This window comes from Paraburkholderia tuberum STM678 (assembly GCF_902833905.1).
Taxonomy (GTDB): domain Bacteria; phylum Pseudomonadota; class Gammaproteobacteria; order Burkholderiales; family Burkholderiaceae; genus Paraburkholderia; species Paraburkholderia tuberum.
Map to the genome: position 1 here is coordinate 80,384 of NZ_CADFGP010000008.1, position 14,308 is coordinate 94,691.

The 14,308-nt window shown below is 61.1% G+C and carries 10 protein-coding genes; 1 reads left to right on the forward strand and 9 read right to left on the reverse strand.

From position 1 onward, the window contains the following. Positions 1–3 precede the first annotated feature (3 nt). The 4 genes from HWY30_RS08980 to HWY30_RS08995 form a co-directional block, all read right to left on the reverse strand. Positions 4–2,487: an efflux RND transporter permease subunit gene (locus tag HWY30_RS08980; protein ID WP_090808802.1), complete on the reverse strand. Its 2,484-nt coding sequence runs from the start codon at positions 2,485–2,487 to the stop codon at positions 4–6. Positions 2,488–2,498: 11 nt separating this feature from the next. Further along, positions 2,499–3,563: a WD40/YVTN/BNR-like repeat-containing protein gene (locus HWY30_RS08985; RefSeq protein WP_090808800.1), complete on the reverse strand. Its 1,065-nt coding sequence runs from the start codon at positions 3,561–3,563 to the stop codon at positions 2,499–2,501. A gap of 180 nt (positions 3,564–3,743) precedes the next feature. Then, complete coding sequence (locus HWY30_RS08990) at positions 3,744–5,093, reverse strand: DUF1329 domain-containing protein (RefSeq protein WP_090810376.1); 1,350 nt, start codon at positions 5,091–5,093, stop codon at positions 3,744–3,746. A gap of 14 nt (positions 5,094–5,107) precedes the next feature. Next, positions 5,108–6,805: a DUF1302 domain-containing protein gene (locus HWY30_RS08995; protein ID WP_244144842.1), complete on the reverse strand. Its 1,698-nt coding sequence runs from the start codon at positions 6,803–6,805 to the stop codon at positions 5,108–5,110. A 1,202-nt stretch (positions 6,806–8,007) separates the two neighbouring features. Between HWY30_RS08995 and HWY30_RS09000 the strand changes: the two genes are divergently transcribed. Continuing rightward, complete coding sequence (locus HWY30_RS09000) at positions 8,008–8,667, forward strand: TetR/AcrR family transcriptional regulator (protein WP_090808793.1); 660 nt, start codon at positions 8,008–8,010, stop codon at positions 8,665–8,667. 141 nt (positions 8,668–8,808) lie between these two features. On the opposite strand, the gene HWY30_RS09005 is transcribed toward HWY30_RS09000, so the two are convergent. The 5 genes from HWY30_RS09005 to HWY30_RS09025 form a co-directional block, all read right to left on the reverse strand. Beyond that, a complete protein-coding gene (locus HWY30_RS09005; protein ID WP_090808791.1) occupies positions 8,809–10,038 on the reverse strand; it encodes a cytochrome P450 in 1,230 nt (409 codons plus the stop codon). A gap of 65 nt (positions 10,039–10,103) precedes the next feature. Continuing rightward, entirely contained in the window at positions 10,104–11,237 is a 1,134-nt protein-coding gene (locus HWY30_RS09010; RefSeq protein ID WP_090808788.1) for an acyl-CoA dehydrogenase family protein, read from the reverse strand. A gap of 9 nt (positions 11,238–11,246) precedes the next feature. Continuing rightward, positions 11,247–12,455 carry an acyl-CoA dehydrogenase family protein gene (locus HWY30_RS09015; protein ID WP_090808786.1) on the reverse strand — a complete coding sequence of 403 codons (1,209 nt, stop codon included), beginning with the start codon at positions 12,453–12,455 and terminating at the stop codon, positions 11,247–11,249. 139 nt (positions 12,456–12,594) lie between these two features. After that, positions 12,595–13,464 carry a MaoC/PaaZ C-terminal domain-containing protein gene (locus tag HWY30_RS09020; RefSeq protein WP_090808783.1) on the reverse strand — a complete coding sequence of 290 codons (870 nt, stop codon included), beginning with the start codon at positions 13,462–13,464 and terminating at the stop codon, positions 12,595–12,597. A 22-nt stretch (positions 13,465–13,486) separates the two neighbouring features. Next, entirely contained in the window at positions 13,487–14,293 is an 807-nt protein-coding gene (locus tag HWY30_RS09025; protein ID WP_090808781.1) for an enoyl-CoA hydratase, read from the reverse strand. Positions 14,294–14,308 lie beyond the last annotated feature (15 nt).

Genomic DNA, 14,308 nt, shown 5'->3' on the forward strand with positions numbered 1-14,308 from the left:
CAGTCACGACCGCAGCGTTGCCTCACCGCTACAGGCCTCGACCTTCGTGGAACCGGCGGCGCCGCCCTTCGCCACAGCTTTACGCGAAATGCCTTGCAGCAGGAAATGCGACAGCGCCGGAATGAGGATCAGCGCGCCGATCATGTTCCACAGGAACATGAACGTGAGCAGGATGCCCATATCGGCCTGGAACTTGATCGGCGAGAACGCCCACGTTATGACGCCGGCAGCCAACGTCACACCGACCAGCGCCACGACCTTCCCGGTGAACTGCACCGCGTGCCGATAGGCTACACGCAGCGGCTGCCCAGCGCGCTGATACGCGAGCTGCACACTCAGCAGATAGAGCGCATAGTCGACGCCGATGCCCACGCCCAGCGCGATCACCGGCAGCGTTGCCACCTTCACGCCGATGCCGAGCTTGACCATCAGCGCCTCGCACAGCACCGACGTGATCCCGAGCGGCACGACCGCCACCACGACCGCGCGCCAGTTGCGGAACGTGATGAAGCACAGCAGGATCACCGCTGCATACACCATCAACAGCATCGTGCGGTTCGCCTTGGCAACAACGACGTTCGTCACCGCGTCGATGCCCGCCGACCCGGCGACCATCAGGAACTGATGATCGGCGTCGCTATGGGTTTTCGCGAACGCCTCTGCAGCCTCCATCACGCGCGACAGCGTCGCCGCTTTGTGATCGGTCAGATAGGCGATGACCGGTGCGGTGCCGCAGGTCTGGCTCAGCAGATCAGGATGATCGAGCAGGATCTGCCACACCGTCTTGTTCACGATCGAAGGCACGCGGTCGATCGTGTACCACTTCGGGTAGCCCTCGTAGAACCCGGCCGTCACCCAGCGCGCGAGACCGCCGACCGAGGTGGTGGTCTGCACCCCCGGCACGCCCCGCAGTGCGGTTTCGAGCCGGTCCGCCTCGAGCACCAGCGGGAAGTTGTTGGCGTCGCAGGTGCGGTGCGACGACTTGCCGATCACGACGAACAGGTCGCTCGACAGACCGTAGTGCGCGTTGGTGTACGCGTTGTCGAGGTTATAACGCGACTCCGGCCTGAGTTCCGGCGCGCCCGAATCGAGGTCGCCGATCTGCAGGTGCTGACTGATCGACCAGCCGAACACCGTGAGCGCCGCCGCACAAACGATCGCACCGACAGCCCAGCGGCGCTCGGTGAAGCGATCGAGCAGATTCCACAGCGCGCCCGCCGACGAGGTGCCGCGCGCGTCGTTCTGCTCGCCACGCACGCTGCGTCGCGCAGCCGACGGACTCACACCAATGTATGACAGTAGTACCGGCAGCAGCAGCAGGTTGGTGAAGACCAGCACGCCGACGCCAACGCTCGCGGTAAATGCCAGATCCTTGATTACCGGAATGTCGATCACCATCAGCACGGCAAAGCCAACCACGTCCGCGAGCAACGCCGTGAGACCGGCGAGGAAAAGCCGCCGGAACGTGTAGCGCGCCGCCACGTAGCGATGCGTGCCACGCCCGATGTCCTGCGTGATCCCGTTCATCTTCTGCGCGCCATGCGAGACGCCGATCGCGAAAACGAGAAACGGTACGAGCACCGAGTACGGGTCCAGCACATAGCCGAGCGTGCGAATGATGCCGAGCTGCCAGACCACCGCAATCAGCGAACACCCCACCACCAGCAGCGTGCTGCGATAGCAGCGCGTATAGAGAAAGATCACGACGAGGGCGATCCCCGCGGCCACGCCGAAGTACATCGCTACCAGCTTGAGTCCGTCGATCAGGTCGCCGATCAGTTTCGCGAAGCCCACCACGTGAACCCGGACCTCGCCGCGGCCCTCCGCTTTGATGACCTCGTCGATCCGGTGCGAGAGCTTCGCGTAGTCGAGCGGCTTGCCGGTATCGGCGTAATGATCGAGCAGCGGCAGCTGGATCATGCTCGAATGCAGATCGTTCGACACGAGGCTGCCCGCGATGTTGGCGCGGGCAACGTTGGTGCGCAGCTGTTCGACTGCCTGCGCGGACCCGTCGAAGCCGTCCGGCATCACCGGTCCCCCTGCGAAGCCGCGCTCCGTGACCACGTTCCAGCGCACGATCGGCATCCAGAGCGACTTCACGCCAGGCCGGTCGACGCCCGGAATCAGGAACAACGCGTCGTTGATACGCCGCAGCGCCGCGAGATATTTCGGATCGTAGATGTCACCCGACGGATTCTCGACGACGATCCGCAGCGAATTGCCGAGTCCTTTCAGATCCGCCTTGTTGGCGAGGTAGTTTTTGATGTACGGATGCGACAGCGGAATCATCTTCTCGAAGCTCGCATTCACATCGAGCCGCAGCGCCTGAAATCCCAGCACCGCCGTGATGATCGCGCAGATGATGATGAGCCACGGACGCCGGTTGAAGATCAACCGCTCGAGCGCGTTACCCGAGCGCGTATCGAAGCTGGCAAGATCCGCCACCACGGGCATCTTGTCGAATTGGGCATTGTTGCCGCCAGCCATGTCTGCTCCCGTTAGTGCAACTTCGACAATGCGATCCGCGACAGGCCGGCCGCACCGGCCAGCACCGCGGTGTCGCCGCGCAGCGCCATGGCGAAGATGCCGCCCGGCTGGCTCGCGCCGAGTGTATGAAACGTTGCCCCCTGGTCGACGCTCTCGAGCAGCTCGCCCGCCTGAGTCGCGAGAATAAGGTGACCGTTCGGCAGTTCAGCCGAAGCGAGAATGCTCGCGCCGGTCGGCAGCGTGATCTTGTCCCACGTCGCGCCGCCGTCGGTGGAGCGATACGCGTTGCCGAGCAGACCGTAGACGATCAGCGCGTTGTGCGTGGAAGCGAGACCGAAGAAGCTACCCTTCGACGGCGTAGGCACCGCGACGAAACGCTGCTTGTCGGGATCGAGCTTGAGCAGCAGCCCCTGTTCGCCCGCTATATAAAGCGTGCCGTTGATACGGCGCATCGCATGCAGGTTCAACGCGTTGGGATTGTCGACGCGGTCGAACCAGGGCACCCAGCTCTTGCCGCCGTCGTCGGTATGAAAAATGATGTTGAACGAACCGATGACCCAGCCGGAACGCTCGTCATCGAACCAGACGTCGAGAAACGGACGGCCTCCCTGGTCTGCTTCAAAGCGCTGGGCCTCTTCGCGCGATGCCTTGAGATCAGGTGAATCGCCCTGTTGCTTCGCGTAGTACTCGCTCATCAGCCTGGCCGCCTGCTGGCCGTCGAGCTGTCGCGTCCAGCTATTGCCACCGTCGGTGGTATGGAGCACCTCGCCGTCGTGTCCGACCGCCCAGCCCAGCGCGGCCGACTTGAACGTAACGGCCACCAGATCGGAACTCACCGGCACCTGTACCTGGCGCCAGTGCACGGCGGCGTCGTCCGATACGAGAATTGCTCCGCGCGGACCTACCGCGACCAGGCGCTGTCCGGCCTGCGCCAGCGCCATCAGCGGTTCATGCGCGGCCTGCGGGTTGATGACGGCGGGCGAGCGCATCGGGTCGGCGAATTCGGCGTAGACCGACCCGCTCGCGGCGCATGCCGCGGCGACGATTGCCAGCCAACGAAACAGAGTCTTGCGCATTGTGTCTCCTTCACAGTAACTGGCGATCGATCACGCGAACAGTCCTGAGCTTTTTATGAAAACTTCTTTGTGCGCCATGCCATAGCCGGCACGGCGCACGTGCTGCGCCCTTCCTTGTGCCCGCCAGGCAAGCCCGGCAGGACGCATCACTCAATACCTCATCCTCAACTCGGCCCGCAATTAGCGCACACCCGCGGATTGCATACGCTCCGGCGTGAAGTAGTCATTTGGGAAATTCACGTTGAAGAAAATCCCGGGCGAGTCCGCCGGATGGCTGCCGAAGATATAAATGCCGCTGTTGAAGTCGTAGAACCAGTTACCGAGCGAATACGGCACCTTGTAGTCGTACGCTGGAACCGTGGTCTCAAAGCCGGCGCGATAGAGCTTGCCGGACTGGTCGTAGGCATCCATCATTCCCCCGCCGCCATCCTCGTCGAAGTACAGCGTCTTCCTGCTGTAGATGTGACGCGCGCCCGGCTTGAGCGTCAGATCCACGACCCATACGCGGTGCAGTTCCCACCGGACATAATCGGGATTCACGAAATGCGGCGTGGTGATCTTGCTGGCCGGCGTGTCGTACTGCTGCTTGTAGTCGTTGTACGGAATGTACATTTCCTTCTTGCCGACCAGCTTCGCGTTCCAGCGATCGATCTTGCCGTAGAACAACTGGATGTCGTCCATCGTGATCGCGCCCGAATAGCCGGGGTTCGGCGTGTCGTAGGCGAGATCGGGCGCCACGCGCACGCGGCGTTGGCCCGGGTTGTATTCCCACGATTGCTGATCGTGATCGGCCGAATCCGTGAAGTACCAGAAGAGCGTCGTGTCGCCAATCAGGCGGGCCGGTGACGCGTAGTCGTTATATACCTCATACCAGATCGCGAGGGGGCCCTTCTTGCGAAACTCCGCTTCGTCCTTCGGCTCGAAATACGGATAGAGCAGCGAACTCTTGAACTGCGCAGCAAGAATCGGCGTGCCGCTCGAATCGACGAGCCACGTCTTCACGTTGTTTTTCTGGGCCGTTCCGACGTAGCGTAATTCCCAGTCCCACAGCGCCTCCTGACCGTTTTTCGGCACCGGGAACGGCTTGCCGCCGAACGCCCCATCGATATAAAGGCCGTTTTTTTCGAGCTTGGCACTTTCCGCGTCCTTTTCCGAGTTCTGGAGATACCAGTCCGGATACGAAACCGAGCGGTGCGTCGGGTAAACGTCCATCCGGTAAGTCGGATAGCGCTTGAACAGCTCGATCGAGGCGGCGCTCAGTTTGTCGGCGTATTGCTGATAGTTCTGAGCCGTGATTTGCAGAACCGGCTTTTCACCAGGAAACGGGTCGGCCCATTTTCCGGAGTCGGCCTTGAACCCGGTCGGAAAGTCCTTGATGCCCCCCGTGTATGCCGGAATCGTGCCGTCCTTGTTGCCGGCAATTTCCGCGCCGAACGGCGTGATCCCACTCTCGATTGCCAGCGTATACGGCGAGGCCCAAACCGCGGCGAGTATCGCCAGCGCCTTAAGAAGCTTTGGGAATCTTTTCACACGTGCCTCCATCATCAAAACGTTGTCTGATAGGTGATGCCGATCCACGACTTGTCGCTGTACGGTGCACCGAGCGCCGTCGCGGCTCCCGCCGTCGAGTACCCCTTCTTGTTCAGGTAGTAGGTGTAGGTAATGTCCACCTCATGCTTGTTGTAGATCGTGAAATCAAGCCCGACCACGAAGGTGTTCTGCCCCTGTGCTTCGGCCGCTGGCGCGATGACAGATGAGTAGCCCTTCAGATTCAGATTAACGAACAGCGGCATCGTCAAATCAACCCCAGGGAATACCTGATACCACTGCGGGCTCGCACCAACGCCGATCCCGGCCCAGAAGCGCGTCGAGCAGTTGTTAAACGCGGAGTTGCCCGATGCCGAGCATTGGCCCGTGGTGTCATAACTGGAGTTGGCAAAATTCCGCGCATTCGATTGCACGCTTAAGAGCTGGTTGAACGCGAATTCCGCCTGCAGGAACATGTTGTCCCACATGGGCGTCTTGCCGAACGACTGCGTGACGTTCAGCAGACCGTGCAGCGTGCGACCCGTCGGCGCATCGTTGACCGTCGTCGTGTTGACGGCATTGAGTGGCATGTTCCAGCGATACGACAGCTCGCCTGCCACTGCCGAACTGCCGATCGCACTGTTGAAGCCAGCGCCGATCAGGTTCACGTCGTTGCCGTACTTCGCCGTAACACCGGGAAGGTTGGTGCCCGGGAAGAGTTCGGGTCCGGCACCCGGGAGTAGCACCGCCGCCCACGGCATCTTCATGGCGAAGTGACGGTACGTAAATTCATAGGTCGTTGCGATCGAATCGACACGCCACTTGCCGTCGATGCCGATATCGCCGATCTGGCCTTTCGTCGGCGCGATGCGCGGAATCGCGAATGTACCCAGCCCCGGAATGTTTTGGTAGCTGGCGATCGGAGGGCCGTAAAGAATAGGATCGGCACCGCCGAAATATGTGCCGCCTTCAGGCAGCCGATCGTGATTCCATTCGAACGTGTACTGCGCGCCGAGAGAGAACGTGTCGGTAATGTTCGTCGTCACGTCGGCCTGAGCCGTCGGCAACACGATTTCCTTGAGCGAAGCGCTCGGGCTCTGCGTCAGTTTCATCAGGTCGAGCGGCTGCTGACCGATGGCCACCGAGTTCGCGCCACCCAGCGTAGCAAACGCCGACTGCCCCCAAGTGACTGCCGTCCGGCCGAGCTTGACGTTGACAGAGTGACCACCGAGGTCAAAAGTGTGGAACACGAACGCATCACGCAGCTCCGCGCTCGGCCCCTGGTAGTACTTCTTGATGTAGCTGGTGTACTCGTTGTTCGGATAGTTCGGAGGAAATGCAGGATTGCTCGTATTGTGATTCTTGAACGTCGGGTCGTACCACGCGTCCATACTGATGCGGAAGCCGGACGTGTCCTTGTACTTGAAATCGAATTCGCTGTAGAGGTTCAGCATCGACTGGATCGTGCTGAACTTCGGCGTCGATAGATCGCCTTCGTCGTAGGTCGGGCTGTTCGTGTAGAAGTGGCTCGGGTTCTGAAGCCGGATGCCGTAGTCCGCACGCACCGTGTTGTCCCATTCCATGTCGATGTCCGGGTTCGGCACATCGAAGTGGAAGGCGTTGGCGTTCGCGCTCCACAACCCGCACGCTGCAGCGATGCAGGTCGCGTGCACGCCAAGGCTGATCGCACTTGGCTTTAGACTCTTCTGTTTCATGCGTCTCCTCTTGTCTTTGTCGCGCTGCCGCAGAAAAGGCCCAGGCCGTTGGACTGCCGCAGACTTTTGCAATGAAGCGAAACCGGTCTCCCTACCTCGTCAGCATCGCGCCTCGGATACCTCCGACAGCGTCACCAGAATGCGAATGCTGTTCGGAAAGATAAACGCTCGAAACTCGACTGTCAACGCTCGCTCACCCCTAAGTGATGCAATTTTCCGAACGACGTTCAAAACGCGGGGTAAACGTGGATTTGAGTTTGGTGATGAACTCGAAGCGGTCCGCGCATGGCCGCGTAACGCTGACGAGACAGTGGCGACGCTTGCATTTGCGAGGTGTCCGATTCGACTGCGCAGATTGACGATGCAAACCATGGATGGCTTTCGGAAAACCGTCCGAGCCGATGATGAATCAATAGCTTGTGCGATCGGATCAGTTTCCTTTGCAGTCCTTTTGTATAGGCTGGTCATGGACCGCGATCAGACGAATCCCTTATCCCGTTCCTGCGTAGAAGTGCCTTTCTGGTTTGCGGGGAGGAGGCGGGAACACGCGCCATGCCCCGTCGTCGTGCCGAAAGAAGAATATCGCGAGGGAGTTCTCAGCGGCGGACGACCGCGCAAGTACACACCTCGTTTGGCCTGAATTTGCGAAAGTACATCGGGTGATGTGCACCGAGGTGGTTGCAGTGGGCGCAATCCACTTGTCGATCAGCCAACGCAAAGAACCTTCCCCAACCTTCATGTCCAGCTCCTTCTACGACCTGTGCGCGCTGCTGACATCACAACCACGAACGCAAATTGGCGACTCTAACGGGCCAACCCCAAACCCTGCGAATCCGCTGCTTCGGCTTGCGATACAGCGGGAATGGTCGGGTTCCGGCGTAATGTGTCGACTGACCAAATAGTAGTAGTCAGCCGACCCATTATCAAGCCCAGATGACACCAGGGGAAATGCTGGTATGGACAAATCTACCCTTTATTCGGGTAGGATATGTGATGTCGCGAGTGACTGGATCAGACTTTATCTAAAAGCTAATTAGTCAGAAGACGCATATTTATTCGTCATCTGACTATCATCAGATCAATGCCGGCGCTGCGCGATCAGGATCGAACGCCGTTCCTATCAGGCGGGGTATAGCCCGCAGATACACATCCCGGACTGGCAACAAGCGCGAGGACAGCAGACGCCAAGGAGAGCACAACAGATGAAAGACCTGACCATCTCATCGGCAGACCTCGGCAACACGGCAGCAGACGGGCCCAAACGGCGCGGGAACAGAACGACCCGCGTGCCCGCCATCATCGAAGTGGCGATCGAGGTCTTCGCATCCGAAGGTAACGCTGGTTTCACTCAACGCCGCATTGCCAGCGAGGCAGGGATTCGACTGAGGACCTTGCAGCACTACTTCAGCACCCGCGAAGAACTATTGCGGGCCACGATCGAGGCATACACGGATCGCTATTTCGAGCACTATCGGGCGATCGCCCAAGACAAATCCCGGCCACCGGAAGCGCGACTGGATGTCATCGTCGACGAGGCGTTCTCCGTACTGACGGCGAGCGGCGGAAACCGCGTTAGCGCCTTTGTGCTGGAATGCTGGAGCCTCGCAGAGCATGAGCCCTTTCTGCATGCCCTGATGGCGAAATCTACTGCGGATTTTCAGGGTCTCCTGGCGGAACTGATCGCGCAGATCAACCCAACCTTGCCGTCGGGAGAATGCACGTTGCGCGGCGCCCTGCTCCTTTCACATCTGCACGGTCTGGTCGTCTTTCTTCGCCGGTCCGGCGCGGACACAGTGAATGCGGACTCGTTCCGTCACGCCATGAAGGTCGTCTGGCGAGCGTTGAGCAAGGCATCTCCATAGAACTACAAGGCAGGTTCTTGTGCCAGAATCGCGCCCGGATGGAGCGGTCGGCGCGCCATGTGACGGGCGCACCGAGCCGCAGATCGCCTTCTACAGACGCACATGGTCACAATGGCCAGCTCAGGCCATTGTGACCGATCCTCAGCGGACCACGTCCCAGACAAGAGGCAAGTGGTATAGCGTGCCGTTCACACCTCCGTGGACACCCGCTTTCTCGCCAGGCTTGATCTGGAAATCGGGAATCCGCTTAAGCCATTCCTGAAGGAAAACCTTCAACTCCACGCGCGCAAGGAACGAGCCGGGACAACGATGCGCGCCATTGCCGAACGTCGAATGAATCGGCGTGGGCCGAGTGAAATCGACGCTCAGCGGATCGTCGAACTTTCTCTCGTCCAGACCGTGCAGTGTGGTCGGCATGATGATCATGTCACCCGCCTTCATCTGCACGCCCTTGTACTCGAAATCGTGTGTGATCCGCCGCCCTTGATTGACCACCGGGAAGCGCCGCAGAAGCTCGTCCACGGCCTTCTGCGTCAGTTCGGGGTTGTCGATGAGCTGCTTGCGGTGGGCCGGGCTCCCGGCGAGGAATCGCGCGATAAAGCCCATTGCCGAGGCAACCGTGTCGAGGCCGCCAATCAGCACGAGACCACAGAGCCCCCGCACTTCTTCGTCGGTGAGCGCGCGCCCGTCGATCTTCGAATGGACAATCTTGCTGATGAGATCGTCACCCGGGTTCGCGCGGCGTTCCGCAATCTTCACCCCCAGGTACTGAAAAATCGCACCGAGCGCCTTGAGCTTCTCGTTGGCATCGACCGGGCGGACCATCTTGTCAGCGAGGCCGAGCAAGTACTCGCGATCCTCGGCGGGCAGCGCCACCATGTTCATGAAAATGCCGATCGGAAGATGCTGCGCAAACCCCGATACGAATTCCACCTCGCCCTTAGGATAAAAGCCGTCGATCAGTTCGATCGCCATTTCGCGCGCCTTCTCCTCGAGCTTGCCGATTGCCTGCGGCATGAACGCGGGCGCGATCAGCGCGCGATAGGCGGTGTGCTGCGGAGGATCGAAGAAGATCGGCGGCAACGGTTGATGCTCGACGAGCGGCACTGTCAGCTGCTTCGACGAGAAATTCTCGTAGTCCTTGAGGATGTGATAGATGTCATCGCCGCGCGTCGCGATCCAGTGTCCGCCGTTGCGGGGTGTCCAGAGAATGTCGGGAATGCCTTCGGCGTGCAACTGCTTGAGCGAGAGATGGTAGTCGTCTTCGGCACCCGGCGGATTGTAGATATCGATGTCGAACACTCGTTCAGGCAATACGTGCGCTGGAATTGGCGCCAGATCCGGAGTCCCGCCATGAGCAGCTACTGACATTAGTTGTCTCCTTTCGAATCGACCGGTATGAGCGGTCGGGACCATTCTTCATCTGATTACCGCAATTACAGGAACGCGCCGTACAGCTCGATATGGTGTTCGGTGTTTCCCCAGGTCATGTCGATGCAGGTGAGCCGCTTCACGTACCACCCCACCGCAAGTTCGTCCGTCATGCCCATTCCGCCGTGCAGTTGCACCGCTTGCTGAGTGACGAAGCGTGCACTACGGCCAATCAGTGCCTTTGCGGCAGTCACAGCACGATGGGCTTCCAGCTCGTCGTCATCGCCAAGTTTCGAGGCAGCAAAGAAGACCATCGATTTCGCCTGCTCTACCGCGGTCAAAATATCGGCGGCGCGATGCTGCAGCGCCTGGAATTTGCCGATCGGCGAACCAAACTGCTTTCGCGTGCGCAGGTATTGAAAGGTCAGATCGCTCAGCCGCGACATCGCGCCGACCGCTTCCGCGCACAGCGCGAAAATGCCTTGATCGACGGCCCACTCGAGCAAGGCATAGCCCTGATCGATGGCGCCGATCACAGCCGTTACACCGACGTGTACGTCGTCCAGCACTACCTCGGCGACACGCTGCCCGTCGAGTGCCGGAAATCCTTTGACGCTCACGCCTTGCGTTCGCGCATCGACGGCGAAGAGTGTGATGCCGTGCCTGTCGGTCTGCTCGCCTGCGGTACGCGCCGAAACCAGCAGAATGTCCGCGCTGTCGCCGTGCAGTACAACGCCTTTGCGTCCATTCAGGATGAACCCGTCACGCGTTGGCTCGGCCCTCGTCGCAACGGTCCACAAATCGAAACGCGAACCAGGTTCGAGCGTCGCCAGCGCGGTCTTCAGGCTGCCGTCGGCGATACCGGCCAGCCACTCCGCCTTGCGCGACTCGTGTCCTGCGCGCCCGATCAGCTTCGCGCCGATCACGGCCGTCGAAACAAACGGCTCCAGTACGAGCCCACGGCCGAAGGCCTCCATCACGAGCATGGTCTCGACCGGCCCCGTGCCAAGGCCGCCATGATCCTGCGGCAGGTTCAGTGCCAGCACGCCCATTTCGGCCAGCGTCGTCCAGTGCGCAGCCGACCAGCCCTCGGGAGTAGCGGCGAGACGGCGCCTCGCCTCGAAGTCGTATTCCTTTTCGACGAAACGGCCGACCACGTCGGCCAGCATCTGTTCCTCTTCAACCAGCGTGAAGTCCATGGCGTGTCCTCAGATGCCGAGCGCCTGCTTGGCGATGATGTTTTTCTGCACTTCAGTCGAACCGCCGTAGATCGAAATCTTGCGCCAGTCCAGGTAGTGCGCGGCCAGCGCGTTGAGCAGCTCGCCGTTCGCGGTTTCGCCGCGCCAGTGCGCCTCCAGCGCTTCGCTTACAAAAGGCACCGCATAGGGGCCTGCGCATTCCATGATCAGCTCCGTAAGCTCCTGCTGAATCTCCGAACCGCGGATTTTCAGCACCGAAGCCTCCGGTCCGATGGGACGTCCTGCAGTTTCGGCTGAGACGACGCGCAGCAGCGACCATTCGTGCGCGATCAAATCGATTTCCACCCTGGCGATGCGATCGCGAAAGCGAACGTCCTCGATGAGAGGCTTGCCGTGCTTACGCTCGGTGCTGGCAATCTCCTTCAGACGTCGCATGAAACGCTTGCAGTTGCCGAGGCCGGCGATATTGGTCCGCTCGTGGCCGAGCAGATACTTGGCGATCGACCAGCCGCGATGCTCCTCGCCGACGAGATTGCTCACTGGCACTGCCACATTGTCGAAGAACACTTCGTTGACGTCGTGGCCGCCGTCAAGCGTGCGGATGGGTCTGACCGTAATGCCGGGCGTGGACATATCGATCAGCAGGAACGAGATGCCTTCCTGTGGGCGGCCGCTGCCATCCGTGCGGACCAGGCAGAAAATCCAGTTCGCCCATTGGGCGAACGAGGTCCAGATCTTCTGGCCGTTGACGACATAGAACGGTTGACCGTCGCGCTCGACACGGTCCGCACGCGTCTTGAGCGACGCCAGATCGGAACCCGCACCCGGCTCGGAGTAACCCTGACACCACCAGTCCTCCATCGAGATGATGCGCGGCAGGAACCGTTCGCGCTGCGCGTCGGTGCCGAACTTCTGGATTACAGGTCCAACCATCGAAAGGCCAAACGGCATCTGGCGCGGCGCGCCGGCGGTAAAGCATTCCTCGTCGAAAATGTTGCGCTGCGCGGCATTCCAGGCGGCGCCGCCGAATTGCGCGGGCCATGCAGGTGCGCCCCATCCCTTCGCGGCCAGAATGCGTTGCCAGCGCACGTAGTCTTCGCGCGGCACATGGCGGAAGTTCAGCACCCGTTCACGCATGTCGTCGGGCAAATGAGTCGCTACGAATTCGCGCACCGTGGCGCGAAATTCCTTGTCGGCGGGACTCTCTTTCAGGTCCATTTCAGCCTCCCGCCGGGCCGCCCCCAAGGGAGGCTGAAGCCCCCCCGGGGGGCCGCGAACAACAGTGAGCATGGGGGTCGTTTCATTTCAGGCTCCAGTCGCGGCCCGGCAAAGCATGTCGGCGCTGCCGGGCGCGGTTTCAGGCAATCTCCACGATTCCGTTGTTCAGCACCACCACATCGCGTGCGTCGACGCGCGCCCGCAGATGCAGACGCGTGTCACTGTCCCGCCAGAACTGGAAGCGCACTTCTTCGCCGGGGTACACCGGCGCGGTCAGGCGCAAGGCGAGTCGCTTCAGACGCTTTGCGTCGTTGCCCGCGAAGGTGCGAATCGCGGCGTAACCCGCCATGCCATAGGTCGCGAGGCCGTGAAGAATAGGCCGGTTGAATCCGGCTTTCGACGCCACCTCCGGGTCCGCGTGCAGGGGATTGGCGTCGCCCGAAAGGCGGTAGATCAACGCTGCATGCGCGCCGGTCGAAAACACGTATTCCGCGTCCGGGGCGCGCTCCGGCACAGCCGGAAGCGCTTCGGGCGGCGCGTCGCTCGCGCCCGACCCGGCGCTGAACCCTCCGTCGCCGCGCAGAAAGGACACCTGCCGGACTTCGGCAAGTTGTTCGCCCGTCGAGGCGTCGATGATGTCACGCTTGAGCTCGACGATCGCGCCCTTGCCCGCGCCCTTGTCCGAGATGCGGCTCACCCGCGTCTTGCTGACGATGGTCGCTGCAACCGGCATCGGGCGCATGAAGCGAACGTCCTGCTCACCGTGCACGAGCTTCAGGTAGTCGATGCCCGTACGCGAATCGCGCATCCACGATTTCGGCCACGCGAACGCGGCCGCGCAAGTCGGCATCGCTTGCAGGTCCTTTTCATAGACGTAGCGCAGCTGTTCTGCGTCCAGCGGGTCTGCGCCCAACCCGAGACCCAGCGAATACAGCATGACGTCGCGCTCGCTATATGTCTGCGTGACATCTTCGATCGGCCAGTTCTTGACGACTTCGTAGTTCAGCATGAGGTGGTAGTCCTATGTGTGCTCAGTAGTCCGTGAAGTTGGGCTTGCGCTTCTCGAGAAAGCTCGCCATGCCTTCCTTGTAGTCATCGCACTGGTTGGCGATCGGCATGTCCAACCCGGCGTGTATCACCGCCTCGTGGGGCGTCTGGAACGGCACCTCCCAGACCTGCTCCTTCATGATGCGCATCGAGCGCGGCGAGCAGTACTCCGCCATTTCTCGCGCGTACGCATAGGTCTCCTCGACCAGCTTGTCCGCCGGAATTGCCCGATTCACGAGTCCCATACGTTCGGCTTCGCGCCCCTTGATCTTGCGTCCCGACAGCAGCAGGTCGAGCGCGTGCGCCTGGCCGACGTGACGCGCGAGTATCCAGGCCATGCCGTATTCCGCGCTCAGGCCGCGGCGCGCGAATGCCGTCGTGATGGTCGCGTCTTCGGACGCAAAGCGGATGTCGCAGAAAAGGGCGTGGATCAGGCCAATGCCGACGGTGGCGCCGTTGAGCATCGCGATCACCGGCTTCGGAATGGCCGGGTAGTAAGAGCAGCGCGTTTGCCAGTCGGCGCGCTTGCGCATATCGAACGGACGCGGGAGCTTCGTCATGAGCGCGGCGGGATCACCGCCGAAGCTGTGAATATCGCCGCCCGCGCAAAACGCCTTGCCCGCGCCGGTGAAAACGATCACGCGCACGCCATGGTCCGCGCCCGCCGCCTGCATCGCCTCGTACACTTCGGTCGCCACCTGGTCGTTCCAGGTGTTCATGTGTTCCGGGCGGTTCAGCGTGATCGTCGCTACCCGGTCCTTGACGTCGTACAGAATGGTCTCGAAGCGCATCAGATCCCTCCAAAG